The organism is Streptomyces sp. A0592, from assembly GCF_004795115.1.
Classification (GTDB): Bacteria; Actinomycetota; Actinomycetes; order Streptomycetales; family Streptomycetaceae; genus Streptomyces; species Streptomyces erythrochromogenes.
This window is the reverse complement of sequence record NZ_SSBM01000001.1, coordinates 549,946-573,593: the sequence shown is the minus strand read 5'-3', so window position 1 is coordinate 573,593 and position 23,648 is coordinate 549,946. Positions and strand designations below refer to the sequence as shown.

Annotated in this window: 23 protein-coding genes; 10 read left to right on the top strand and 13 right to left on the bottom strand. The window is 72.0% G+C overall.

What is annotated here, in order from left to right; genetic code table 11:
• Positions 1 to 223: 223 nt before the first annotated feature.
• Positions 224 to 955 carry a PIG-L family deacetylase gene (locus tag E6U81_RS02680; protein WP_240803596.1) on the top strand — a complete coding sequence of 244 codons (732 nt, stop codon included), beginning with the start codon at positions 224 to 226 and terminating at the stop codon, positions 953 to 955.
• On the opposite strand, the gene E6U81_RS02675 is transcribed toward E6U81_RS02680, so the two are convergent.
• On the bottom strand, positions 930 to 1,592 hold the full coding sequence (locus E6U81_RS02675; protein ID WP_136228386.1) for a maleylpyruvate isomerase family mycothiol-dependent enzyme: 663 nt from the start codon (positions 1,590 to 1,592) through the stop codon (positions 930 to 932). The two genes, E6U81_RS02680 and E6U81_RS02675, sit on opposite strands and share 26 nt — an antisense overlap.
• A gap of 71 nt (positions 1,593 to 1,663) precedes the next feature.
• Here E6U81_RS02675 and E6U81_RS02670 point away from each other — a divergent pair, with 71 nt between their 5' ends.
• On the top strand, positions 1,664 to 2,608 hold the full coding sequence (locus E6U81_RS02670) for a LysR substrate-binding domain-containing protein (protein ID WP_136228385.1): 945 nt from the start codon (positions 1,664 to 1,666) through the stop codon (positions 2,606 to 2,608).
• On the opposite strand, the gene E6U81_RS02665 is transcribed toward E6U81_RS02670, so the two are convergent.
• Together E6U81_RS02665 and E6U81_RS02660 are read right to left on the bottom strand one after the other, a co-directional pair.
• Positions 2,597 to 3,196: a 2'-5' RNA ligase family protein gene (locus E6U81_RS02665; protein WP_136228384.1), complete on the bottom strand. Its 600-nt coding sequence runs from the start codon at positions 3,194 to 3,196 to the stop codon at positions 2,597 to 2,599. The genes E6U81_RS02670 and E6U81_RS02665 overlap by 12 nt on opposite strands.
• Positions 3,197 to 3,251: 55 nt before the next feature.
• Entirely contained in the window at positions 3,252 to 4,007 is a 756-nt protein-coding gene (locus E6U81_RS02660; protein ID WP_240803595.1) for a crotonase/enoyl-CoA hydratase family protein, read from the bottom strand.
• 303 nt (positions 4,008 to 4,310) lie between these two features.
• Here E6U81_RS02660 and E6U81_RS02655 point away from each other — a divergent pair, with 303 nt between their 5' ends.
• The gene (locus E6U81_RS02655; protein ID WP_136228382.1) at positions 4,311 to 4,532 is read left to right on the top strand and encodes a hypothetical protein; all 222 of its coding nucleotides are present in this window, start codon (positions 4,311 to 4,313) and stop codon (positions 4,530 to 4,532) included.
• A gap of 63 nt (positions 4,533 to 4,595) precedes the next feature.
• On the opposite strand, the gene E6U81_RS02650 is transcribed toward E6U81_RS02655, so the two are convergent.
• On the bottom strand, positions 4,596 to 5,024 hold the full coding sequence (locus E6U81_RS02650; RefSeq protein WP_136228381.1) for a Fur family transcriptional regulator: 429 nt from the start codon (positions 5,022 to 5,024) through the stop codon (positions 4,596 to 4,598).
• A gap of 314 nt (positions 5,025 to 5,338) precedes the next feature.
• On the opposite strand from E6U81_RS02650, the gene katG reads away from it, so the two are divergent.
• Entirely contained in the window at positions 5,339 to 7,528 is a 2,190-nt protein-coding gene (gene katG / locus E6U81_RS02645) for a catalase/peroxidase HPI (protein ID WP_136228380.1), read from the top strand.
• A 67-nt stretch (positions 7,529 to 7,595) separates the two neighbouring features.
• Here the strand turns inward: katG and E6U81_RS02640 are convergent, their stop codons facing one another.
• The 5 genes from E6U81_RS02640 to E6U81_RS02620 all read right to left on the bottom strand — a co-directional run bounded on the left by E6U81_RS02640 (position 7,596) and on the right by E6U81_RS02620 (position 11,839).
• Positions 7,596 to 8,132, bottom strand: coding sequence for a hypothetical protein (locus E6U81_RS02640; RefSeq protein ID WP_136228379.1), 537 nt, complete (start codon positions 8,130 to 8,132; stop codon positions 7,596 to 7,598).
• Positions 8,133 to 8,258: 126 nt separating this feature from the next.
• Positions 8,259 to 8,885 (bottom strand): nucleoside/nucleotide kinase family protein, encoded by a 627-nt coding sequence (locus tag E6U81_RS02635; RefSeq protein WP_240803576.1) that lies wholly within the window; start codon positions 8,883 to 8,885, stop codon positions 8,259 to 8,261.
• A gap of 152 nt (positions 8,886 to 9,037) precedes the next feature.
• Positions 9,038 to 9,451, bottom strand: a complete 414-nt coding sequence (locus tag E6U81_RS02630; protein WP_136228377.1) for an Ig domain-containing protein — start codon at positions 9,449 to 9,451, stop codon at positions 9,038 to 9,040.
• Positions 9,452 to 9,624: 173 nt separating this feature from the next.
• Positions 9,625 to 10,455 (bottom strand): class I SAM-dependent methyltransferase, encoded by an 831-nt coding sequence (locus E6U81_RS02625; RefSeq protein ID WP_136228376.1) that lies wholly within the window; start codon positions 10,453 to 10,455, stop codon positions 9,625 to 9,627.
• A gap of 79 nt (positions 10,456 to 10,534) precedes the next feature.
• Positions 10,535 to 11,839: an ROK family transcriptional regulator gene (locus E6U81_RS02620; protein ID WP_136228375.1), complete on the bottom strand. Its 1,305-nt coding sequence runs from the start codon at positions 11,837 to 11,839 to the stop codon at positions 10,535 to 10,537.
• Between the two features lie 252 nt (positions 11,840 to 12,091).
• Between E6U81_RS02620 and E6U81_RS02615 the strand changes: the two genes are divergently transcribed.
• From E6U81_RS02615 to E6U81_RS02600, 4 genes are read left to right on the top strand one after another with little or no spacing between them, the layout of a single operon-like run.
• Positions 12,092 to 13,435 carry a sugar ABC transporter substrate-binding protein gene (locus tag E6U81_RS02615; RefSeq protein ID WP_136228374.1) on the top strand — a complete coding sequence of 448 codons (1,344 nt, stop codon included), beginning with the start codon at positions 12,092 to 12,094 and terminating at the stop codon, positions 13,433 to 13,435.
• Positions 13,436 to 13,445: 10 nt separating this feature from the next.
• Positions 13,446 to 14,507: a sugar ABC transporter permease gene (locus E6U81_RS02610; RefSeq protein ID WP_136228373.1), complete on the top strand. Its 1,062-nt coding sequence runs from the start codon at positions 13,446 to 13,448 to the stop codon at positions 14,505 to 14,507.
• Positions 14,497 to 15,390, top strand: coding sequence for a carbohydrate ABC transporter permease (locus E6U81_RS02605; RefSeq protein ID WP_136228372.1), 894 nt, complete (start codon positions 14,497 to 14,499; stop codon positions 15,388 to 15,390). The genes E6U81_RS02610 and E6U81_RS02605 overlap by 11 nt, the downstream gene beginning before the upstream one ends.
• Positions 15,387 to 16,799, top strand: a complete 1,413-nt coding sequence (locus E6U81_RS02600) for a GH1 family beta-glucosidase (protein WP_136228371.1) — start codon at positions 15,387 to 15,389, stop codon at positions 16,797 to 16,799. Before E6U81_RS02605 ends, E6U81_RS02600 begins: the two co-directional genes overlap by 4 nt.
• Before the next feature lie 57 nt (positions 16,800 to 16,856).
• Here the strand turns inward: E6U81_RS02600 and E6U81_RS02595 are convergent, their stop codons facing one another.
• Positions 16,857 to 19,019 carry a discoidin domain-containing protein gene (locus tag E6U81_RS02595; RefSeq protein WP_136228370.1) on the bottom strand — a complete coding sequence of 721 codons (2,163 nt, stop codon included), beginning with the start codon at positions 19,017 to 19,019 and terminating at the stop codon, positions 16,857 to 16,859.
• Between the two features lie 463 nt (positions 19,020 to 19,482).
• Here E6U81_RS02595 and E6U81_RS02590 point away from each other — a divergent pair, with 463 nt between their 5' ends.
• Positions 19,483 to 20,376: an endonuclease/exonuclease/phosphatase family protein gene (locus tag E6U81_RS02590; RefSeq protein ID WP_136228369.1), complete on the top strand. Its 894-nt coding sequence runs from the start codon at positions 19,483 to 19,485 to the stop codon at positions 20,374 to 20,376.
• A gap of 64 nt (positions 20,377 to 20,440) precedes the next feature.
• Here E6U81_RS02590 and E6U81_RS02585 read toward each other — a convergent pair whose 3' ends face one another.
• Together E6U81_RS02585 and E6U81_RS02580 are read right to left on the bottom strand one after the other, a co-directional pair.
• On the bottom strand, positions 20,441 to 21,553 hold the full coding sequence (locus E6U81_RS02585; RefSeq protein WP_136228368.1) for an oxidoreductase: 1,113 nt from the start codon (positions 21,551 to 21,553) through the stop codon (positions 20,441 to 20,443).
• Positions 21,554 to 21,726: 173 nt separating this feature from the next.
• Positions 21,727 to 22,278 carry a GNAT family N-acetyltransferase gene (locus tag E6U81_RS02580; protein WP_136228367.1) on the bottom strand — a complete coding sequence of 184 codons (552 nt, stop codon included), beginning with the start codon at positions 22,276 to 22,278 and terminating at the stop codon, positions 21,727 to 21,729.
• A 132-nt stretch (positions 22,279 to 22,410) separates the two neighbouring features.
• Between E6U81_RS02580 and E6U81_RS02575 the strand changes: the two genes are divergently transcribed.
• Complete coding sequence (locus tag E6U81_RS02575; protein ID WP_136228366.1) at positions 22,411 to 22,875, top strand: hypothetical protein; 465 nt, start codon at positions 22,411 to 22,413, stop codon at positions 22,873 to 22,875.
• A 77-nt stretch (positions 22,876 to 22,952) separates the two neighbouring features.
• Here E6U81_RS02575 and E6U81_RS02570 read toward each other — a convergent pair whose 3' ends face one another.
• Positions 22,953 to 23,636 (bottom strand): DUF4360 domain-containing protein, encoded by a 684-nt coding sequence (locus E6U81_RS02570; RefSeq protein ID WP_240803575.1) that lies wholly within the window; start codon positions 23,634 to 23,636, stop codon positions 22,953 to 22,955.
• Between the last annotated feature and the right edge of the window lie 12 nt (positions 23,637 to 23,648).

Here is a 23,648-nt window from a genome sequence, read left to right as displayed (position 1 = left end):
CACCCCACGCCAGCGCTTCGGTGTCCCCGGAACCGGGCTCGTACAGCTGGAGCGGGGACGGGGAGGGGTGTCCCCGCAGGACGAGCGCGCAACCACCCCCCACAGCCGCGAAGTGCCCGCCAGGCGCGAGCCGAGGAGATACCCCTCGGCGGCACCGCGACCGACCCCCACCGCGACCGGATCCCGCCCCGCCGCCCCGCCAGGGGTACGGGACCGCGACCGGATCCCGCCCGGCCCCCCGCGAGGGGTACGTCACCCTGACGACGAGGCGCTGGTCGCCGGAGGAGTCCTCGCGCGGCACGCCGGCTCGGGAGCACGCACGGGCGTGGTGACCACCACATGGGCAGCTGATACGCCTCGCGCGTCCGAACTCGCCGACGCCGTAAGGATCCTCGGGGCAGGTGTGCCGCGCATGCTCGGCCATGCCGACGCCCGTGTTCCCGCGTCGGCGCCCGGGCGGGCGCGCCTGCTGGACGTCCCGCTCGACGATGTCGTCGGCGAAATCGTTCGGCATACAAGGGAGTTCCGGCCCGAAGTCATCGTCACCCACGACGCCTACGGGCAGTTGATGGGCCATCCGGATCACGTCCACACCCACCGGGTGACGCTCCTCGCCGCACACGCCGCAGGCCTCCCGCACCTGTACCCCGAGGCCGGTGAGCCGTGGCAGCCCGCGGCCCTCCACCTGGCCACGCATCCGGAGTCGGGGGTGGGGGAACTCGGGCCGCTCCTGTCCCGGGTCGGCGAGAAGCTGCTCAGCGTGCCGGACGCCCACGTCGACGCGACCGTGGACGTGGGGCCGTGGCTCCGGCAGAAGTGGGCCGCCATCCTCGCCCACCGCAGCGAGGCGGCGCGGGAGCGCTCGCTGCCCGGCATCCTGGCCCGCCTGCCCGCCGAGACCCGCAGGCGGATCATCTCCACCGAGTACTTCACGCGCCTGGAGCTACGGCCGTGAAGCGGTGACCCGGTGCGCCGCGGAGCCTGCCGGGCGGCAGCCTGCGGCCGAAGGCGAGCAGGAGGAGGTCCTGGGCCGCACCGAGGACGGGCGCCCCGGAGCCGTACGACCAGTCCAGGTCCTCGGCGCGCAGCTGCACACCGTCGATGTCCACGCCGAAGAACCTCAGTCCGCCGGGCCGGATTCCGGCGAGCAGCACGCGCAGCCGGTCCTCGGGGACTTGCCGGTCGAGGCCGAGGGCGACCGTGATGTCGAGTCCGTGCACCACGTCGTGGCCGAGGGCGGCCGCGAGCCCGCCGACCGGCGGTGTCCACGGGTGGTGGGCCCCGTCCCGCAGGAACCCGGCGAGCTCGGCGGGGGCATGGGCGGCCGCGTCCCTGCGTGCGACCCGGTCGGTCATCCGGTGCAGGTTCCCGCGCGCCCGGGCCAGTTGGCCCACGGTCGCGGGCAGGGAGAGCCGGAACCCCATCGACATGTGGGCCGCGACCTCACGGACCCGCCAGCCCGCGCACAGGCTGGGCTCGTCCCACTGGTCGTCCCGTAGGCCGTCGAGCAGATCGGCCAACTCCTGGCGTTCCGCCGCGATGAAGGTCCTGAGCTCGTCCTTGTGCCCCTGCCGAGAACTCGTGTTCGCCATGCGGTCCAGCCTGGCGGCAACGGGCCCATACCTCCAATAGATTGATGTGCTGCGCATTAGAATCGGCGGTTATGGAACTCCGCCAGTTGCGCTATCTCGTCGCCGTCGTCGACGAGGGCGGATTCACCCGTGCCGCCGCCCGGCTGCATCTGGCCCAGCCCGGGCTCAGCGCCCAGATACGGCAGTTGGAGAAGGAGCTCGGGCAGCCGCTGCTCGACCGGTCCGGCCGGTCGGTGACGCCGACCGAGGTGGGCCGGGCCGTGCTGCCGTACGCGCGGGCAGCGCTGGCCGCCGCGGACGCCGTGCGGCAGACCGTGGACGAGCACACCGGCCTGCTGCGCGGGAAGGTCACGCTCGGGCTGGTCTCCGGCGCCACCGGCCATGCTTTCGACGTCGCCGCGCTCCTCGCGGACTTCCACGCTTCCCATCCCGCCCTGGAGATCGCGCTGACCGAGGACACCTCGGAGCGGATGCAGGCCGCCCTCCTGGCCGGCGAGATCGACATCGCCCTCCTCGGGCCCACGACGGAGGAGCCTCCTCCGGGGCTCTGCTACCGGACGGTCATCGACGCTCCGCTCGGCGCGGCCGTCGCACCCGGGGACCCGCTGCTCGGCCCCGCCGACCGCACCGCGGTGCCTCTGGCCGAGCTGCGCGACCGGCCGTTGATCTGTCTGCCGCGCGGAACCGGCGTACGGGCGGCACTCGAACGGGGCTGCGCCCGCGCGGGGTTCCGGCCCCGGGTCGCCTTCGAGGCGGCGTCCCCGCAGGTCCTCGCGCAGCTCGCCGCCCGCGGCCTGGGCGTGGCCGTACTGCCGCTCGGGGAGGAGGGGTCGGGCGTCGGTGACGGGCTGCGCGCCCTGCGCCTCGTGGGGGCCGGCCTGCGGGCCCGTATCGTCCTCGCCCGGCCGGGGACCGGGCCTACGAGCCCCGCGGCGCGGGCCCTGCTGGACCGACTGGAGGACGCGCTGCCCGATGTCTGCGACAGCGCCGGCGCGGGGGCGGGATCACCCGTCTGACCATGTGGTCGTACCCGTGCCCAGGCCGATCACGGCCCGGGGCCGCATCGGCTCGTCGCCGCGGCGGGAGAGCAGCACGACCTCGTCGACCCGTGCCGCGGTGCTGCCGAGGCGGGCCGCGCACTGTACGGCCAGGCTCCGCGGGTCGTGGGTGCGCCCGAGCGAGAGGTGCGGTGTGAACGCCGGGAAGCGGCCGCGGCATCCCGGGAAGGGTTCCGCCAGGCGCTCCTGGAGCGCCGTCCACGGGGCGGGGCCGGCCGCGGCGGGGTCCAGCCACACGGTGGCGTAGGCGCGGTGCCGGAAGGCGCGGACCCCGCCGAGCCTGATGTCGAAGGGCTCGATACCGGTCGCCGCGGCGGCCAGCAGCGGGGCCGCCCGGTCGAAATCGGACTCCGGGACGAAGCCGAAGACCAGGTTCACGTGCGGTGGCCAGCGGCGGATCTGCGGGTCGTGCTCGGCCCGGATGCTCTGGATCGCAGGCCACAGCCCGTCCGGAGGAAGCCACACGACGGCGGTCCGGGGCGTGGCGGCCACCGTGAGGAAGCCGGGGGCGCCGGCTCCGCCGTCGGCGGTCGGGGGCGCGTTCACACGGTCATCATGCCCCCGGACACCCTGCCGACCGCCGCTCCGGCCTCCTTTTCGCTCAGCCGGTGAAGGATCCGTGGCGGCCGGCTCCTGCCGCGAAGCGGTCGGCGCCGGCCTGCGTCTCGCCGGCGGTGAGCGGTACGAGGCCGTGCCGGTACTCGGCGGCCAGGGCCTCCCGCTCGCCGAGACCGTGCTGTTCCCGCACGGAAAGCCGGTCGTGCCGCAGGCACAGCTGCGGGAACCCGGCGATCTCGTGGGCGAGGCGTTCCGCCGCACGGCGGGCTTCGCCGGGCGGTACGAGGCGGTTGACCAGCCCGATCGCGTGCGCCTCGGCGGCGGTCACGGGGCGGCCGGTGAGGATGAGGTCCATGGCGCGGCTCTCGCCGACCAGGCGGGGCAGCCGCACCGTACCGCCGTCGATCAGCGGCACGCCCCAGCGGCGGCAGAACACGCCGAGTGTCGCGTCCTCCTCGGCCACCCGCAGATCGCACCACAGGGCCAGTTCGAGGCCGCCGGCCACCGCGTGACCGCTGATCGCGGCGATCACCGGCTTGGTCAGGTCCATCCTGGTGGGTCCCATGGGCCCGTCGCCCTCGGCCGTCACCCGGTTGCCGCGGTCGGTCCCGACGGCCTTCAGGTCCGCGCCGGCGCAGAACGTACCGCCCTCGCCCCACAGGACTGCGACGGACGCGTCCTCGTCCGCTTCGAACGCGCGGAAGGCGTCGGCGAGCCGGGCCGCGGTCGGGCCGTCGACCGCGTTGCGGGCGCCCGGGCGGCCGAGGATCACCGTCGTGACGGGACCGTCCCGTTCGATCCGGACGGAGTCCGGTTCTGCGGGCGGGGCGGAGGGCGTAGCCCCTGCAGGTTCGGAGGTCGTGGCCACGGGAGATCTCCATGGGTCGAGTGGTGTCGTCGGATGCGCGGGAGGTACGAACGAACACTCTGGAGCACTCACGGCCCCGGCACGAGACGGGCCCGGCACGAGAGGGGCCCGGACCGCGGGAGGGCCCCGGACCGCGGGACCCCCATCGGCCCGGACACGCACGTTCGGACCAGGCCGAACGGGGTAGACGCCCTGTCCAGATCCGATGACGAGACCCGATCGGTGATTCCCGAGATGTCCCAGTGCAAGATCCCCGACTACCGCACCGGCCACCGCGGCCGCCACTGGACCCACGCCCTGCGCAGTGCCCAGCGGGCCGGGGCCGTGATCGTCACCGACGACACCCGTGAGCCGGTCACCTACGTCCCCGACGGCACCGGGCCCGGCCGCTTCCGGCCCTGGCTCACGGCCGCCGGAGACCGCTACGACAGCCACGACGTCCACCCCGAGTGGTAGTCCCCTCGGGATCTTGCCGCCGACGGCCGCCACCGCCCGCGGACGCCCGGCACCTCCGCCTGTTCAGGGGCCGGGCGGACCGGCCGTACAGGAGGGGCACAGCCCGCGGTAGACGACCTCGACCTCGGACACCGCGAAGCCGAACCGCTCCTGGTCCGGCAGGCCGGCCAGGGGGTCGCCCGTCGGGTGCACGTCGCGGATGAGCCCGCAGCCGGAGCACACCAGGTGCTGGTGCGGCTGGTGTGCATTGGGGTCGTAGCGCTTCGCCCGCCCGTGAGCGGAGAGCTCCGCGACTTCACCGAGGGCGACCAGCTCGCCCAGCGTGTTGTAGACGCTCGCCCGGGAGATCTCCGGCAGCCGCACGGCCGCACGGACGTGCACCTCGTCGGCGGTGAGGTGCACGTGCTCGCCGTCGAGGACCTCCGCGACGACACGCCGCTGGGAGGTCATGCGCCAGCCGCGCCCCCGCAGCCGCTCCAGCAGGTCGCTCATTTCCGCTCACCAGTTCACGTTCGGCAGGACACAAGGACTTCGGCGGACCCTGCCACGGGCCCGAAAAAGCGAGCTACAGGTTACCCGGCGGGGAATGGCGGCCGGGGCTTTCCCACGGGCGAAGCGATAACGATGATCGCACGATCTCTCGCTTTCTCTCCTTTCCCGTGCGGGCCGGGTACCGGGAATGCTGGTTGGGCGGGCGTGCCCTGCGTGTTCTCTCCGCCACGCGGTCCGCGGTGCGCGACCATACGGACGCTGTCAAGAGCGAGCAGCCAGCCGATGGAAGCACCGAGACAGGAAGAAGGACGGACGTGTCCGGCAGCGAAAGCGAGAACCCCGCAATCCCCTCCCCGACACCCGAGCCCACTCGTCCCAGGACGAACCGGGACTGGTGGCCGAATCAGCTGGACCTTCAGGTTCTCCACCAGAACTCGCCCCAGGCCAGTCCGATGGGCGAGGACTTCGACTACGCGGAGGAATTCGCGACCCTCGACGTCGACGCGCTGAAGCGGGACGTCTTCGAGGTGATGACCACGTCGCAGGACTGGTGGCCTGCCGACTACGGCCACTACGGGCCGCTCTTCATCCGGATGAGCTGGCACGCCGCGGGTACCTACCGCATCGCCGACGGCCGCGGCGGCGGCGGTTCCGGTGCGCAGCGCTTCGCCCCCCTCAACAGCTGGCCGGACAACGCGAGTCTGGACAAGGCCCGCCGTCTGCTCTGGCCGGTCAAGCAGAAGTACGGCCGGAAGATCTCCTGGGCCGACCTGCTGGTGTTCGCAGGGAACTGCGCAATGGAGTCGATGGGGTTCAAGACTTTCGGATTCGGCTTCGGGCGGGAGGACATCTGGGAGCCCGAGGAAGTCTTCTGGGGGTCAGAGGACACGTGGCTGGGAGATGCTCGCTACAGCGGTGACCGGGAACTCACCGGTCCTTTCGGCGCCGTGCAGATGGGGCTGATCTACGTCAATCCCGAGGGTCCCAACGGAAATCCGGATCCGATCGCCGCCGCCAGGGACATTCGCGAGACGTTCGCGCGCATGGCGATGAACGACGAGGAGACGGTCGCGCTCATCGTCGGCGGCCACACCTTCGGCAAGTGCCACGGGGCGGTCGATCCCGAGTACGTCGGTCCGGAGCCGGAAGCCGCCCCTCTGGAGCAGCAGGGCCTCGGCTGGCACAACTCGTACGGCAGCGGCAGCGGCGTCGAGGCGATCACCAGCGGGCTCGAGGGCGCGTGGACGACCGAGCCGACCAAGTGGGACAACGGGTATCTGGACAACCTGTTCGCGTACGAATGGGAGTTGACGACGAGCCCCGCCGGGGCGCAGCAGTGGACCCCCAAGGACCCTGCCGCCCAGGGCACGGTGCCGGACGCGCACGATCCGTCGAAGCGGCACGCCCCGATGATGCTGACGACGGACCTCTCGCTGAAGCTGGACCCGGTCTACGCGCCGATCTCGAAGAGCTTCCACGAGAACCCGGACAAGCTCGCGGAGGCGTTCGCCAAGGCCTGGTACAAGCTGCTGCACCGCGACATGGGGCCGATCTCGCGGTACCTGGGCCCGTGGATCCCCGAACCTCAGCTGTGGCAGGACCCCGTTCCCGCGGTCGACCACGAGCTGGTCTCGGCCGGGGACGTGGCCGCCCTCAAGGGCCGGATCCTCGCCTCCGGGCTGACCGTCTCCCAGCTGGTCGCCACGGCGTGGGCGGCTGCGGCCAGCTTTCGCTCCACCGACAAGCGCGGCGGAGCGAACGGCGCCCGCATCCGGCTGGCGCCGCAGAAGGACTGGGAGGTCAACGACCTGCCCGAGGTGGCCCAGGTGGTGCAGGCCCTCGAAGGGATCCAGCAGGACTTCAACGGCTCGCAGGGCGGCGGAACCAAGATCTCGCTGGCCGACCTGATCGTCCTCGGCGGGTGCGCGGCGATCGAGCAGGCGGCGAAGAACGCCGGGCTCGACATCACGGTCCCGTTCGCGCCGGGGCGCACGGACGCCACGCAGGAGCAGACCGACGTGGAGTCGTTCGCCGTGCTCGAACCGCGGGCCGACGGGTTCCGCAACTACCTCCCTGCGGGCGAGAAGCTGTCGCCGGAGACCCTGCTGCTGGACCGCGCGAGCATGCTGGACCTGACGGCGCCCGAGATGACGGTGCTGATCGGCGGCATGCGGGCCCTGAACACGGGCTTCCGGCAGTCCCGGCACGGCGTGTTCACCGACCGGCCGGAGACCCTGACGAACGACTTCTTCGTCAACCTGCTGGACATGGGTACGCAGTGGAAGGCGTCGGCCACGGACGAGAATGTGTTCGAGGGCCGGGCCGGCGGCACGGGCGAGCCCCGTTGGACCGCGACCGCCGTGGACCTCGTCTTCGGTTCGAACTCCCAGCTCCGGGCTCTTTCGGAGGTCTACGCCTCCAAGGACGCACGGGAGAAGTTCGTCCGTGACTTCGTGGCGGCCTGGGACAAGGTGATGAACCTCGACCGGTTCGACCTCGCCTGATGCGGACGTCCCGGCCGGCCGCTCGTGGCGGCCGGCCGGGACGCCGGACGGCGTGTCAGGAAATGTGTCAGAGCGCGCTCTTCGACGCCGTGGAGACGACGCACTCCTTGTACTCGCTGCCGTCGCCCTTGCCGGTGTACGGCGCGGTGGCCTCGGTCTGCTGGGACGCGCCGGCCTTGACCTTGAGGCTGTTCACCCGGGCCGTGGCCGCGACCGCGCTCGACCCGGCGGCCGGGTTGAACTTCATGGTGACGTTGTAGGTGTAGTCCACCGAACCGCTGTTGGTGACGGTCAGGCGGGCGACCAGGTTCTTGCCGGTGCTGTCCAGCTTGCAGCTGTCGATCTTGATGTCGCGCTCGGCCTTGTCTCGGCCGGAACCGCCCGTGGTGGTGGTGCCGCCGGAGGTGCTGCTCGTACCGCTGGTACCGCTGGTGCTGTCGCTTCCGCTGGTGCCGCTGCTGGTGCCACCGCTGCTGCCGCCGGAGCTGCTGGAGCTGGAGTGGCTGCTTCCACCGCAGCTGCCGCCGTGGGAGCCCCGGGCACCGGTGAGCGCGACGATGGCGATACCGAAGACGGCTATCGCGCGGACATGACGAAACTTCACGTTCTACCCCGTTGGTGTGTCAGGAACCGAGATGCACCCGCCTTGACGGGCACACGTCACCCTAACAGCGCATTCGGACAACTCGATTCCCGCCACGCCCACGCGCGACCGGGCGACGGGACGGCCTCAGCCGGGGTCGACGACGAGGTCGGCGCGGTGCCGGCCGGCGGCGACGAGGCGGGCGTTCGCCTCGTCCGAGCGGGCGACCCAGGCGCGGGCGCAAGCCGGTTCCCTGCCGTGGCGGACATGCCGTTCGACCAGGCGCCGGACCCGCGTGTCCTCGTCCGGAGCGCAGTACCACGCCTCGTCCAGCAGCGGCCGTACTGCGGCCCACTCCCCCGCATCGTGCAGCAGGTAGTTGCCCTCGGTGATGACGAGCGGTACCTCCGGCGGAACGGGAATGCTGCCCGCGATCGGCTCCTCGACGGAACGGTCGAAGGCGGGCGCGTAGACCGTGGCACCGCCGGGTCCGGATGCGCGCAGCCGGGCCAGCAGGGATACGTAGCCGGCCGCGTCGAAGGTGTCCGGGGCGCCCTTGCGGTCGGCCCGTCCCAGCCGGTTCAACTCGGCCTGGGCGAGGTGGAATCCGTCCATGGGGACCACCACGGCCTTTTGCGGGCCGAGCTCTTCGGCGAGCCGGGCGGCCAGGGTCGACTTCCCCGCGCCCGGCGGCCCGGCCACGCCGAGGATCCGCCGACCGCCACGGCCGGCCAGCCCGGCCGCCCTCTCCACCAGCTCCGTCGTCGTCTTCACGTGCGTATCCTGCCCGAGGATCATGTGGCGGGGGGCCGGGCGGCGGCGCCGCGGTCGTCGCGTACTGCTGCGCGCTCCGCCGCCGCCCGGTGTGTTCAGCGGTGCGGTGTGTTCACTGGTTCGGCGTGTTCAGTGGTTCGGTAGGCCGGGGGTCAGCAGCGGGGGCAGGCGTCGCGGATCACGCGCCAGGTGAAGGTGACCGAGGCCGAGGCGCCCGCGGCGTCCCTGGCGGTGACGGTGACGGTACGGGTTCCGCTGCCGCGCAGGACGCCCGAGATCAGGCCGGTCGAAGCGTTGATCGACGTGCCGAGGTGCAGGTTCGAGGCCGACCAGGTGTACGGCTTCACGCCGCCGGTGGCCGTCATCTGCAGGTGGGCGCTCTCCCACTGGAGGCCGTACTGGTTGCCGGGGTTGGCCACGACCGGTGCGGCCGCGGCGCCATGGATCGCGGGCGCGGCAGCGGCCTGCGGCGCGGCGAGGGCCGGGCCGGCCGGTGCGGCCAGGAGCGCTGCCAGGCCGATGGCCAGGGCCGCCAGTCTGCGCGGGGTGCGTAAGTGTGTGCTCAAGAGGACCTCCGAACTCGTCGGGTGGCGCGGGCGGTTCCGGCATGGGTCCCGGAAGCCGTCAACACCCGTACTGGGTAGGTGTGTTCGAGGTGCGATGGGGCGTCGGAATCATAGGCGGCCGGGGCTGCGGCGTCGATGCCGCCGCACGGGGCGTTTCGCCCGGGAACGCTCCGCTACCGGGACGGCTTCCAGCCCCAGGCCGTGAGCATGCCGGGTGACAGTCCGGTGCACCCGGGCGAATCCAGGTAGGCCACGGCTTCGTCCAGCTCTCCGTCGTCCACGAGGCCGGTTCCCACCATCGCCCCGCGGGCCCGCTCCCACGTGTCGGCCCAGAACCTGCTGATCGGGCTTCCCGGCAGGAGGGGCGGTACGTGGATCTCGGCCGCCACGGATTCCAGCCCGGCCTCCCGCAACAGCTCCGGGTGCCGGGGGACTTGGGAGACGTCCGTGCCGATGCTCTCGCGCAGCCCCTGCCACATGGCCTGCATGGCGCGGGTGTACGGCGTGCGGGGCGCGGAGGCCGTGGTGAGGTCGACCGCGTCGCTGACGACGAGTACGCCACCGGGGGCGAGGAGGCGGCTCAGCCTGGCGGCCATGTGCTGCGGGGAGGGCAGGTGCATGAGCACGAACCGCGCGTGGACCAGCCGGAAGGGGCCGGGGGCGAAGTCGTCGGCGGTCACGTCGGCCTGGAGCACGGCCAGTCCGGTCACGGGGTGCGCCGCGAGGAACCGTACGTCGCGGTCCACGGCGAGGACCTCGGCGACGCCCGCTTCTGCCAGCAGGCGGCGGGCCACCGTGCCCGTTCCCGCTCCCACCTCCAGACAGGTCCATCCGGGGCCCACCCCCAGCGCGCGGAGCCGGGCCATGGTGGTGTCGTCGTACGTGAGGGCGCCGAGGTCGATCCGGTCGCCCTCGCCTCCCCGGTCGGGCCGGAAGACCCGCTCGCCGTAGCGCCCCTCGCCCGGGGAGCCGGCGCCGTCCGACGACAGCCCTGAGTCAGCCATGGGGCAATTGTCCCCTCGATCGGCCGATGGCGCGTGGCGTCGGACCCGGCCGGGCGCAAGCCGGCGTCGGGCGGAGGTGTCAGGATCCGCCGACCCGGGTCGACAACGACGTGCGCCAGGCCGGGGGCTCGGCGGCGGGCTCCGGCGCGGCCCGCCTGCCGCCCGTGGCGAAGAACGCCGACAGCGGGAGCGTGGCCGCGCCGACCGTGACCGCGTCCGGTCCCAGCGCGCCGAGGCCCACCGTGACCCGTCCGGCCGGGTGGCGCAGGGAATAGCGGGTCGTGTGCTCCCGGACGGAGGGCAGGATGTACGGGCCGAGCAGCAGCCCCGCCCAGCCTCCGATCAGGATCCGCTCCGGCTGGAACAGGTTGACCAGGTCCGAGAGGCCGGCGCCCAGGTACTCCGCCGTCTCCTCCAGGAGCTCCACGGCGACCGGATCCGCCGCGCGCGCCGCCGCGAGGAGCTGCGAGAGGCCCTCTTCCTCGTCCACCGCCCGGGGCCGCGCCGGACCGCCGCCGCGCTCCGCCCAGCGGGCCAGCAGCGACTCCGCGCCGGTATAGGCCTCCAGGCAGCCCAGCGCGCCGCAGCGGCAGCGCCTGCCCCGTACCGAGACGGTCAGGTGTCCCCATTCCAGGGGGGTGCCCTCGGTGGTCCCGCCGTCCGGTGAGCCGTCGGTGATCAGGCTCGCGCCGACGCCCGAGCCGAAGAGTACGACGACCGCGTCCTTGGCCCCGCGTCCGGCACCGAACCACATCTCCGCCTGCCCGAGGGTCCGCGCGCCGTTGTCGATGAGGTAGGGGACCTCGTCGGGCAGCACCCCGGTGGCGCGCAGCAGCCGCTCCAGCGGGACGGCGTCCCAGCCGATGGTCTGGCCGTGCACCACGGAGCCGCCCGGTGCGTCGTGGTCCACGATGCCGGGTACGCCGACACCGACGCCCAGCAGCCGGTCGGCGCCGATCCCGGCGTCGCCCAGCACGGTGGTGATGCCGGCCGCGACGTGGTCGACGATCGGACCGACGTCGTAGCAACCGCGGGGCAGCAGCGGCATCTCGGTACGCGCGAGTTCGGTCAGGGCGAGGTCGAAGAGCTCGACGCGGACCCTGGTCTCGCCGACGTCCACGCCGATCATGTGCGCACTGCCGGGGCGGACGCGCAGCAGGGTGCGGGGACGGCCGCCGTCCGAGTCGACGACGCCGGCTTCCTCCAGCAGCCCGTCCGCGACGAGCTCGCCGACGACGTTGCTGACGGATCCGGAGCTGAGCCCGGTCGCGGGTCCGAGTTCCTGGCGGCTCATCGGTCCGCCGAAGTACAGCCGCTGGAGCACGGCGCTGCGGTTGCCGCGCCGCAGGTCCCGTACCGTGCGCCCGCCACGAGCTGTCGTCATCTGGCCCCTTCCGCCGTCACGCCTGCGTGACTCCGCTCGCAACATACCCTTGCGCGACCACTTGACGCGACCCTTCCACACCGCTTAACTCACGTCCTAAATTAAGGCCTGGACCAACGGTCGGTCCAGCACATCAGGCATTTCCGCAGGGACACCGCGGCCCGGGCCCACCTCGCCCGCGGCCCCGCCCGCCGACCCGATCGACCCGCCCACCGGCCTTCCTCCCGCCCCGCCGAAAGGGACCGAGCCGTCATGCGCAGATCCACAGCAACAGCCACGACCGCAGCCGTCACCGTCGCCGCCCTGCTCGCCACCGCCACCGGGTGCGGCGGCGGATCCGCCGACGGCGCCGGCTCGAACTCGGCCCCCGGCGAGCTCACCTACTGGGCCTCCAACCAGGGCGCCGACATCGCCGCCGACCAGGCCGCCCTCGGCCCGGAGCTGAAGAAGTTCGAGGAGCGGACCGGCATCAAGGTCAAGCTGGAGGTGATCCCCTGGTCCGACCTGCTGAACCGGATCCTCGCCGCGACCGCCTCCGGGCAGGGCCCCGACGTCCTGAACATCGGCAACACCTGGTCCGCGTCGCTCCAGGCCACCGGGGCGCTGCTGCCCTGGAACGCCGAGAACTTCGAGGCCGTCGGGGGCCGGGACCGCTTCGTGGCGTCCGCCATCGGCTCGGCCGGGGCCGCCGGCCAGGACCCGGCCGCGGTCCCCCTCTACTCGATGGCCTACGCCCTCTACTACAACAAGAAAATGTTCCGGGAGGCCGGCATCGACAAGCCGCCCGCCACCTGGGACGAGCTCGTCGAGACCGGCCGGAGGATCAGCGGCGACGGCAAGAACGGCAAGTGGGCGCTGGGCGCGGAGGGCGCCAACCTCGCCAACAACATCCACCAGGTCTTCGTCCTGTCCCGGCAGCACGGCGGGTCCTTCTTCGACGCCGCCGGCAGGCCCACCTTCGACACCCCCGCCAACGTCGCCGCCGTCAAGCAGTACGTCGACCTGATGGCCGAGGCCCGGATCGTGGCGCCGGGCAATGCCGAATACGACAAGAACCAGTCGCTCCAGGACTTCGCGGGCGGCCGGACCGCCATGGTGCTGTGGCAGAACGCGGCCAGTACCTTCAAGGCCCACGGCATGAAGGAGGGCGACTGGGGCACGGCCCCCGTCCCGGTCCCGGTCGGCGCCGCCCCGGGCACCGGCACCGACACCGGCACGGGCGTCAACTCCATGGTCGCCGGCATCAACATGGCCGTCTTCAAGAACACCGACAACCTCGACGGCGCCCTGAAGTTCGTGGGGTTCATGACGAGCGACGAGGAGCAGAGGATCCTCAACAGGACCTACGGCTCCATCCCTCCGGTCAAGGCGGCCCAGAGCGACCCCGCCTTCGCGGACCAGGACCTCACCGTCCTGCGCGACACCCTCGCCACCAGCGCCGCCCCGCTCCCCCAGGTGCCCGAGGAGTCGCAGTTCGAGACGACCGTCGGCACGGCCGTCAAGGAGCTCTTCGCCGACGCCGCGGCGGGCCGGCCGGTGACCGCCGAGTCGGTCAGGGCCGGACTCGCCAAGGCCCAGCAGCAGATGGCGAACTGAGCCGCCGGCCATGACCTCCGCGCCCAGTACGGTCCCGCCCGGGGCCGGCCCGCCCACCGGCTCCCCCGCCGGCTCCGCCACCGGGACCGCCGCGCGCGGGACCGGAGGCGTCCTCGTCCGCGTCCGCCGGCCCGGCGGCGGCTCCCGCCGCCCCGGGCGGGCCCGCCGCAGCGCCCTGCCCTACCTGCTCCTGCTGCCCGCCCTGCTGCTCGAACTGCTCGTCCACCTGATCCCGATGGTGATGGGGATCCTGATGAGCTTCCGCAAGCTCACCCAGTTCTTCATCCGGGACTGGTCCCGGGCCCCGTGGACGGGCTTCGACAACTACGAACTCGCCGTCGACGTCAACCGGCCCGTGGGCCGGGCACTCCTCGACTCCTTCGTCACCACCTGCCTGTTCACCTTCCTGTCCGTCGCCCTGTGCTGGCTGCTGGGCACCGCGGCCGCCGTCTTCACCCAGCACTCCTTCCGCGGCCGCGGCCTGCTGCGCGCACTGTTCTTCGTCCCGTACGCCCTGCCCGCCTACGCGGCCGTCATCACCTGGGCGTTCATGTTCCAGCGGGACAACGGCCTGGTGAACCACGTCCTGCACGACCAACTGGGCCTCGGCGGAGCCGAGAACACCTTCTGGCTGATCGGCGACAACAGCTTCTGGGCGATGCTGACCGTCTCCGTGTGGAAGAGCTGGCCGTTCGCCTTCCTCATCGTGACGGCCGCCCTCCAGAACATCCCGGGGGACCTGTACGAGGCGGCGGCCCTCGACGGCGCGGGCGTGTGGCAGCAGATCCGCCGCATCACGCTGCCCTCGCTCGGCGCCGTCAACCAGGTCCTGGTCCTCGTCCTGTTCCTGTGGACCTTCAACGACTTCAACACCCCCTTCCTGCTGTTCGGCAGATCCGCCCCCGAAGCCGCCGACCTCGTCTCCATCCACATCTACCAATCGAGCTTCGTCACCTGGAACTTCGGCAGCGGTTCGGCCATGTCCGTCCTGCTGCTGCTCTTCCTGCTCCTCGTCACCGCCGCGTACCTCCTCCTGACCGGTCGCGGCCGGAAGGACGCCGATGCCCGCTAGTCCGTACTCCCCCAGGGGCGGCGGCAGCCGCGCCCGCGGCCCGCTCGCTCCGCCGGCCTCGTTCCGGGCCCTGCGGGCCGTCTTCCTGACCCTGCTCGCCGCGTTCACGCTGCTGCCCGTCTTCGTGATGGTCACCAGCTCCCTCAAACCGCTCCAGGACGTCGCCGGACGGTTCCGGTGGATCCCGAGCGGGCTCACCCTGCGCCCCTACACCGACATCTGGCACACGGTCCCGCTCGCCGAGTACCTGGTGAACTCGCTGATCGTGGCGGGCACCGCCACCCTCGCGTCCGTCGTGATCGCCGTCTTCGCGGCCTATGCGGTCAGCCGCCACCGCTTCCGCGGCCGGCGCCTGTTCACCCTGACGGTGCTGTCCACCCAGATGTTCCCGGGGATCCTCTTCCTGCTCCCCCTGTTCCTGATCTTCGTGAACATCGGCAACGCCACCGGGATCGCCCTCTACGGCTCCCGCGGCGCGCTGATCCTCACGTACCTCACCTTCTCCCTCCCCTTCTCCATCTGGATGCTGATCGGCTACTTCGACTCGGTACCGCGCGACCTCGACGAGGCGGCGATGGTCGACGGCTGCGGTCCCCTCGGTGCGCTCTTCCGCGTCGTGGTGCCCGCCGCCGTCCCCGGCATCGTCGCCGTGGCCGTCTACGCCTTCATGACCGCGTGGGGCGAGGTCCTCTTCGCGTCCGTCATGACCAACGACGCCACCCGCACCCTGGCCGTCGGCCTCCAGGGGTACTCCACGCAGAACGACGTCTACTGGAACCAGATCATGGCCGCCTCGCTCGTCGTCAGCATCCCCGTCGTCGCCGGATTCCTTCTGCTGCAGAAGTACTTGGTGGCCGGACTCACGGCAGGAGCCGTCAAATGACCCTCTACGAAAGCCTTCCCGCGAGCCCCGCGAGCCCCGCGAGCCCCGCGACCGGCGCGGACACCGTCGATGTCGGTGCGCTGCCCCACGACTTCCTCTGGGGCACCGCGACGTCCGCCTACCAGATCGAGGGCGCCGTCGCCGAGGACGGCCGGGCGCCCTCCATCTGGGACACCTTCTCCCGCGTGCCCGGCGCCGTCGACGGCGGCGACACCGGTGACACGGCCTGCGACCACTACCACCGCTGGCCCGAGGACATCGCCCTGATGCGGGAGCTGGGCACCAACGCCTACCGGCTCTCCGTCGCCTGGCCTCGCATCGTCCCCGGCGGCGACGGCCCGGCCAATCCCAAGGGCCTGGACTTCTACGACCGCCTCGTCGACGGCCTGCTCGCCGCCGGCATCCAGCCCTGCGTCACCCTCTACCACTGGGACCTGCCGCAGGCCCTCCAGGACCGCGGGGGCTGGCCCGTACGGGACACCGCGGAGCACTTCGCCTCGTACGCGGGGCTCGTGGCCGCACGCCTCGGCGACCGGGTCACCCAGTGGGCCACTCTCAACGAGCCGCTGTGCTCGGCCTGGATCGGCCACCTGGAGGGCCGGATGGCTCCCGGCCTGACCGACCTGACCGCCGCGGTGCGCGCCTCCTACCACCTCCTCCTCGGCCACGGCCTCGCCGCCGGCGCCGTCCGCGCGGCCGCCCCGGGCGCCCGGATCGGCATCGTCAACAACCTCTCGACCGTCGAGCCCGCGACCCCCCGGGAGGCCGACCTGGACGCGGCCCGCCGGATGGACGGGCACGTCAACCGCTGGTGGCTGGACCCGGTGCACGGCCGGGGGTTCCCCGCCGACATGCGCGAGGTCTACCGGGTCGAGCTCCCCGAGCGTGCGGGCGACCTCGGCGCCATCGCCGCCCCCCTCGACTGGATCGGGCTCAACTACTACTTCCCGCAGGTCGTCACCGCCGACCCGCGGGGTCCCGCTCCGTACGCCCGCCAGATCTCCCGTCCCGGCGTCCGGCGCACGGGCATGGACTGGGAGGTCGACGCCGGCGGTCTGGAGACCCTGATCATGCGCCTGCACCTGGAGTACGGTGCCGGGCCCGTCCACATCACCGAGAACGGCTCCGCCTACCCCGACACCGTGGCCCCGGACGGCACCGTGCACGACCCGGAACGGGCCGCCTACCTCACGGCCCACCTCGCCGCCTGCGCCCGCGCCGCCCGCAGGGGCGCGCCCGTGGCCGGGTACTACGCCTGGTCCCTGCTGGACAACTTCGAATGGGCCTACGGCTACGACAAGCGCTTCGGCCTGGTCCACGTCGACTACACCACCCAGCGGCGCACCGTGAAGTCCAGCGGCCGCCACTACGCGGGCATCATCGCCGCCCACCGGTCGGGGAGCCGGTGACGGTGCGCTGCGGGGCGGCTCCTGCCGCCCCGCAGCGCACGGGCCGCCTCCGGAGGGTCAGGGGAAGGAGACGATCGTGGAGGGGACGGTCGAGGTGCCCGAGGTGGGGGACCCCGTACTGTTGATCACGTGCTCGTACTGGCCGTTGCCGCCGAGCGAGACCACCAGCAGGTCGTGGAACCTCACGCCCGGCTTGACCGGGGCCTGGAAGCCGTGCTCCTGGCGGATCGTCGGGTCGACGTTGTAGTAGCAGTAGCTGCCCAGTCCCCATCCCTCGTGGACGGCGACCGAGTCCGCCACCCGGTAGGCGGCGTACCCCTTGATCGAGCCGTTCTGGATCGCCGCCTGGTTGGGGGCGTCGTACGCCTTCTCGTTCTGGAAGAAGATCGTCCGGCCGCGTTCGCCGTTCCACTGCACGTCGTACTTGTTGAAGTGCTCCACGAACAGCCCGGTGGCGAGGACGTCGTCGCCGTTGACGCGGAAACCGTAGTCGGAGCGGTTGGTCTCCCAGCCGACGCCGTCGCCGTGGTCGGCCCGCCAGATCCAGGTGTGGTCGACGATGGTGTCGTGGTTGTTGACGATCATGCCGACGGTGGCCTTGCCCGGGCCGGCGCCGCCGACGCGGATGAAGACGTCCTGCACGGTGGTGGGGTCGGCGGCGTGGTCGGTGGTGGTGCCGGCGGGACCGATCTCCAGCAGGGAGGGCGAGTTGACCGGGCCCGCGTCGATCAGGAAGCCGGCCAGCCGCACCCCGTCGACGTCGCCGACCTTCATGGCGGTCACGCCGTTGTCCGGGATGAGGGTGGCGAGGCCGAGGCCGAGGACCACGGTGCCGGGCCGGTTCACCTCGATGGTCCGGTCGACGTGGTAGACGCCGGGGGTGAACAGCAGGTGCAGGCCCTGGGCCAGCGCCTGGTTGATCGTCGCGGCGGTCGCGCCCGGCTTGACCACGTAGAACTGGCTGAGCGGGACGGAACTGCCCTGCGGGGCGGTCCCGTTGCCCCATGAGGTGCCGCGCGCGTTCACCCGCTTGGCGGGCACGAACACCTTGTAGTCGTTGCCGTCGAGGTACAGGAAGGGCTTCTCGCGGGAGACCGGGGTGGTGTCCAGGGTGGTGTACGGCGGGTTCGGGAAGCCCTGCGCGGGTGCGCCCTGGGTGCCGGAGAAGACCTGGTTCCAGACACCGTTGGACCAGCCGCCGATCGAGCTGTCGCGGGTGTACCACTGCTGCTGCGAGTAGTTGCCGACCTGTCCGTCGATCTTCGAGTCGGCGATGTAGCCGCCGGAGGCCCAGCCGTAGCCGTCCGGGGAGAGGTTGAGTCCTCCCTTGACGTGCATCCGGCGGAACGGTGCGGCCTGGGAGACGGCCCAGCGGTCGGTGCCGTTGACCGGGTTGAGGGCCAGGTTCTCTGCGGATCGCCAGAAGTTCTGCGTGGCGTTGCCGTTGAACCAGCCCGCGTCGACGGTCACGTCACCGTTGATGGTGGTGTCGTCGGGGCTCAGGCCCAGCCCGGAGATGGAGGTGTAGAAGCCGATCTGGGCGTTCAGGCCGTTGTAGGTCCCGGGCTTGAACAGGAACTGGTAGCGGCCGGACCCGAACTGCGCGGACTCCTGCTGCTGGAAGACCTGGTCGAGCCTGGCCTGGATACCGGGGGTGGAGGGGTCGAAGACGATCACGTTCGGGCCGAGATCGCCGCCGCCGGGGAGGGTGGGACCGGTGTCGGTGGTCCCGTAGACCTGGAACTCCCAGAGCGAGTAGCCCCACTCGGTGGCGCGCTGGGTCCCGTACACCCGTACGTGGCGGGCCGTGCCGGTGAGGTCGAGCGTCTGGACGCCCCCGGGGCCGGCGGCGGTGGAGTAGGCGGTGGTCCAGTCGGTGCCGTTCGTGGACAGCTCGATCCGGTAGGCCCGAGCGTGGGCGGTCTCCCAGCGCAGCACCACGTGGCTCAGCCGGGCGGGGGCGCCGAGGTCGACCTGTATCCACTGGGGGTCGGCGAACTGGCTGGACCAGCGGGTGCCGTTGTCACCGTCGACGGCGGCCGCGGCGGGGGTACCGGCGCCCTCGACGCTGGAGGCGGTGGCGGGCCTGCCCTGCGAGAGCAGTACGGGCGCCGCCTGGGCGGTGGTGCTGCCGGGGAGCAGCACGAGGAGGGCGGCGACCAGCGCGGCGGCGAGGGCCGCCGCGAGTGTTGGCCTGGGAGCTGTGGGGGTGAGGGGCATGCGGAGTGCTCCTGACGTCGTGGATCCGGGGGGACCGAAGCGTGAGTGAACTGCCCGCCGGGGAGGCCGTCAAGGGCTTGAACGTTCACGAAACGAAGGCCGGACGCTGCGTCATATGCGTGTCAGGGCTGTGAACTCGGAGTTCCTTCAATCCTTGTGAAAAGTGTTGACGAAAAAATCTGCCGTCGCTGTACTGAGGATGTCGATGATCCTGTCCGGTCCACCCCTTCGGCCCACGGGCCTGGGCGCAGCACCGCCGGCTGTTCAGGAAATGACCCCATGAGGGGAGGGCGGGTCGTGGTGCCTTCGAGGATTGACGCCTGTGCGCCACGGTACGAGGGGGTCGCCGCCGCGTCCGGGTCGGCCCCGTACGAACCCGTCCGGGGGCACGCGGTTGCGCTCTTCCGGCCCATGAGCGGGTGGCGTCGGGGAACCGGGGGTTCGCACGGGAAGCATCACCGGTGTGCGCCGAACCCCTGCCGCTCTGGCCGTCCTCACCCTCACCGCCGCCGCGTTGTCCGTCCTCGTCCCGCCCGCACCGCGTGCTGCCGCGGCCGGGACGGTCCGGCTGACGAGTTACAACATCTGCGGCAACATGTGCGCCGCTCCCCCGTACGACCGCGCGCGCAGGATCGCGGCCTTGGCCGCCGAGGCCGATCCCGGGGGCTGGGCGGCCGACCAGCTCTTCCTCCAGGAAGTGTGCGAACACCAGTACAGCGAGCTCCTGGACCGCCTGGGTCCGCTGGGCTACCGGGGGTTCCACTCGGCGACCCTGCCGGGCGGGAACCCGGCCATCTGCGAGGGGTACGCGTACGGGAACGCCGTCCTCGTCCGCGGCCCGGTCTCGGACAGGGCGGAACTCGACCTGACGGTGGGCGGGGAACGCGAGCCGATCACCGTGCCCTGCGTTCTGGCGTCCCTCGCGGACCGGCCCACCTGGTCCTGCTCGGTCCACCTCTACTGGGACGACGGCACGCTCGCGGTGCCGGAGGCGGACCGACTGGCGGCGCAGGCCCACGCGTGGCTGGACGACGGGTTCGCCGTCGTCCTGGGCGGCGACTTCAACCACTCCCCGCGCACGGACACGCTGTCGCGTTTCTACCTGCCCGAGCGGGGCGAAGGCGCCCACGGGGCCTTCGTCGAGGCCGACGAGAGCGACCCCGAGTTCTTCGACCCGGCCGCCTGCCCGCCCGCGACGGCCTCCGCCTGCCGGTCGGGCGAGACGACCTTCGGTCCGAAGAAGCTCGACTACGTCTTCCTCAGCGCCCCGCACGTCCTGGCGGCGACCGCCGATGCCCTCCCCCTCGACACGACGGTCTCGGACCACAACCTCCTCCGCGTCACGGCCACCACCTGACCGCGCATTCCCCGGAGGTGACCCCGCCGCCCGGAGGCGGCGAGGTCAGGCGGGCGCTGTCACGTCACGTCTGGTCGGGTGACGGGGCGTCGGCCGGGGGCGGGGTCGGGGCGGCGGTGGCGGTCGGGGCGGCAGCGCCGGCGGGGGCGGTCGGGGGCGTGGCGGCGATCAGGGTCTCCGCGAAGTTCTCCTTGCGCATTCGCAGATCGACGTAGAGCAGGGCGGCGACCAGCGGCGGGAAGCCGAACTGGAAGAGTCCGCTGACCAGGCTGCCGACCAGGATGCAGATCACGTACACACCGAGGCCGGCGATGGCCACGCTCGGATCCGCGCCCGGATCCCCCGCGTCCAGCATGGTCGGCAGGAACGCGGCCATGCCGACGAAGGTGAACGGCATCTGGACGGCGTAGCCCACGGCCATCGCCACGAAGTAGCCCAGCACGGTGATGCCGAACACGCGCCACCAGCCGTCCTTGACCAGGTGGGACGAGCGCCGCAGCGCCGCGACGGCGCCGAGCCCCTCGCACACCGCGGCGGCGGGCGCGAGGCTCAGGCGCGTCGCGAGCCAGACCGAGACGGGCAGGCAGACCAGGACGCCCAGGATCAGTACGAACAGGCCGGCCGGCGGTCCGGATCCGTCGTCGGACATGATGACCAGCGGGATGCCGATCGCGTAGACCAGGAGCATCGGCCCGCCCGCGATCAGCCCGGTGAGGAACACGGTGCCGAGCACCGACGGCAGCCTGGACCAGCAGCGGCGCCACATCGCGCCGAACGTCGTGGGCCGTCCCAGCACGGCCTCCTGGATCACGGCCGGACCCAGCGCGCCGATCAGCGCCGCACCCACCAGCACCGTGATCAGCAGGAGCACCGCGGCCGGCACGAAGGCGAGGAGCAGGGCCATCACGTCCTCGTCGGCGGCGCTTTCGCCCGGCGGGAGGTCGAAGACGGTGGCGAACCGGTCGAACACGACCGCGACGGCGATGCCGGCGGCCAGGGTCACGAGCAGGATCCCGATGCCCTGTACGGCGAGCATCATGCCGACCAGCGGCTTCCAGTAACGGCGGAAGGATGCGAACGCACCGCCGAGTATGTCGCCCAGGCTGAGCGGTTGGAGGGGTATGACGCCCGGTTTCGGCGCCGCCGGCGGCACCCAGCCGCCTCCCCACTGTGGCACGGGCTGTCCCGGGTGTTGTGCCCACCCCGTGTTCTGCGACATCTGTGTTTCCCCCTCGAATGAAGGGATACGGTAACCCGCCCCGGGCGGCGGCCGTGCACGGGCCCCGGCCCGACCCCGTCGACTCCCGTGCAGGTCAGCCCGCTCGGCCCGGCCGCCGATGCTCCCGTGCGCTACGGCCGGGCGGGGGCCCGGAGTCCGCCTTGGATGCGGTACACCACGCTCGGGCGCAGCGGGCCGTCGGGCACGGTGAGGTCGTCGAAGTCGTCGGCCGGGTCGCGGGTCATCCCGATACGGCGCATCACCGCCCGGGAACGGAGGTTGCCGGCCGTGGTCACCGCGAGGATCTCGGGCAGCGCGAGGGTTTCGAAACCGAAGGCCAGGACGGCCAGCGCGGCCTCCGTGGCGAAGCCGTGGCCCCAGGAGGAGCGGGCCAGCCGCCAGCCGGCCTCGACTCCGGTGAACGGCATGTCCTCGTCGACCGGGTCCAGCCCGGTGAACCCGATGAACTCGCCGGTCTCCCGTACCTCGACCGCCCACCAGCCCCAGCCGCGCTGCTCGATGGCGGCGCGGAAGCGGGCCGCGGACGCCTCGCTCTGCTCCCGGGTGAGCACGCCGTCGAAGTGCTCACGGACTTGGGGATCGGCGTTCATCGCCGCCCAGGGCCGCAGGTCGGACTCCCGCCACTGGCGCAGGACGAGACGGTCGGTTCGTATCTCGGACATCCCGCCAACCTAGCCGAACACCGGTGTGGAACAAGGGACGCGCAAGGGCCCCGATCCTGCTTCAGGTCGATCGGAGGCAACCTTCGGGTCCCGTTCGCACTCTCACCGGGCGTATCCCGGAAGGAGGCTGTCATGAACACCGGTAGCAGCAGCGCGGTCCCGAGGCGGCCGCGGCAGATCGAGGCGGCATGGGCGCTCACACTGGCGGCCGTCGCGGCGGAGGTCCTGGTCTGGGTGCTGGGGGTGTTCGTGGTGGCGCCCACCGGCCTGGACGAGTTGACCGAGCACACGGGGCGCAGCGGCGCGATCACCCAACTTGCCTGGTCGGCCGGGGCGCTGACCGTCCTCATGGCCGGCTGGCTGGCCGTGGCGGCGCGGATGCGGGCCGGGCGCGGCTGGGCCCGCGCAGTACTGACCGTCGTGGGGGCCGTGTTCCTGCTCTTCCGGGTCGGCGACCTCGGCATGGACGGGATCGAACCCGCCTGGTGGGCCGTCTTCAACGCCCTGCCGGATCTGCTGGCCGCGGCCGCCGTCGTTCCCATGTACCTGCCCGAGGCCCGCGCCCACTTCCCGTCGGGGGCGCGGCGCACGGCCTGAGCAGGGTGCACGCCTGCGTTGTCGGAGGTCTGCGCCGTACCGTCCCGCTCGGCGGGACCTCCGACAACGGGCGCGTCCTAGTGCGAACGCGGCCGGGGGGCGGGGCAGGCCTGCCAGGCCAGGTGGTAGAGCGTGCTCACACTCGCGTCGGTGGAGTCCATGGTCATGAAGCTGGTGGCGGCCTGCGGGTTGGACGTTCCCGCGTTCACGCGCAGTTCGGTGTTGATGTTGAAATTGCGTTTCTCACCGCACGGCGCCCAGACGAGGTCCGCGTACTCCGTCCTGTCGGTCGCCTGCCAGTTGTCATTGAGCGGACCGTTGAACTGATGGGTGCGCTGGGTGGTCTGCGGCATTCCCTGGAAGTAGTAGTTCGCCCTCTCCTGGCCCCAGGCGCCCGGTTGGAGGAATGCGAATCCCCGGTAGTCCGCCTGGACAATGGCGTAGGTGAATCCCGAAGGAACGTGGACGCGCAGATTGAGCTGGCAGTTCTTGCGGAATCCGGTCGGCGGCGCACCCGGCCCGACCTGCGCGAGGTATTCACTGTAGGTGACGGTGAAGGCCGTGTTGTCGGGTGCGACCGCCACTTCCGCGGTGCCCTCCCGACAGCCGGACCCGTTCACCGTGGCGAGTTCGATCACGATCTTGTCGGGCGGTGCGGTGATCTGCGGTGCGGGGTCGGCGGCTCCGGCCGGGGTCGCCGTGGCGATCAGTGCCGCTGCCGCGGCGCCGGTGAACAGAGTGCGGAGCAGGGAATGGGACATCGTTGTCACTCC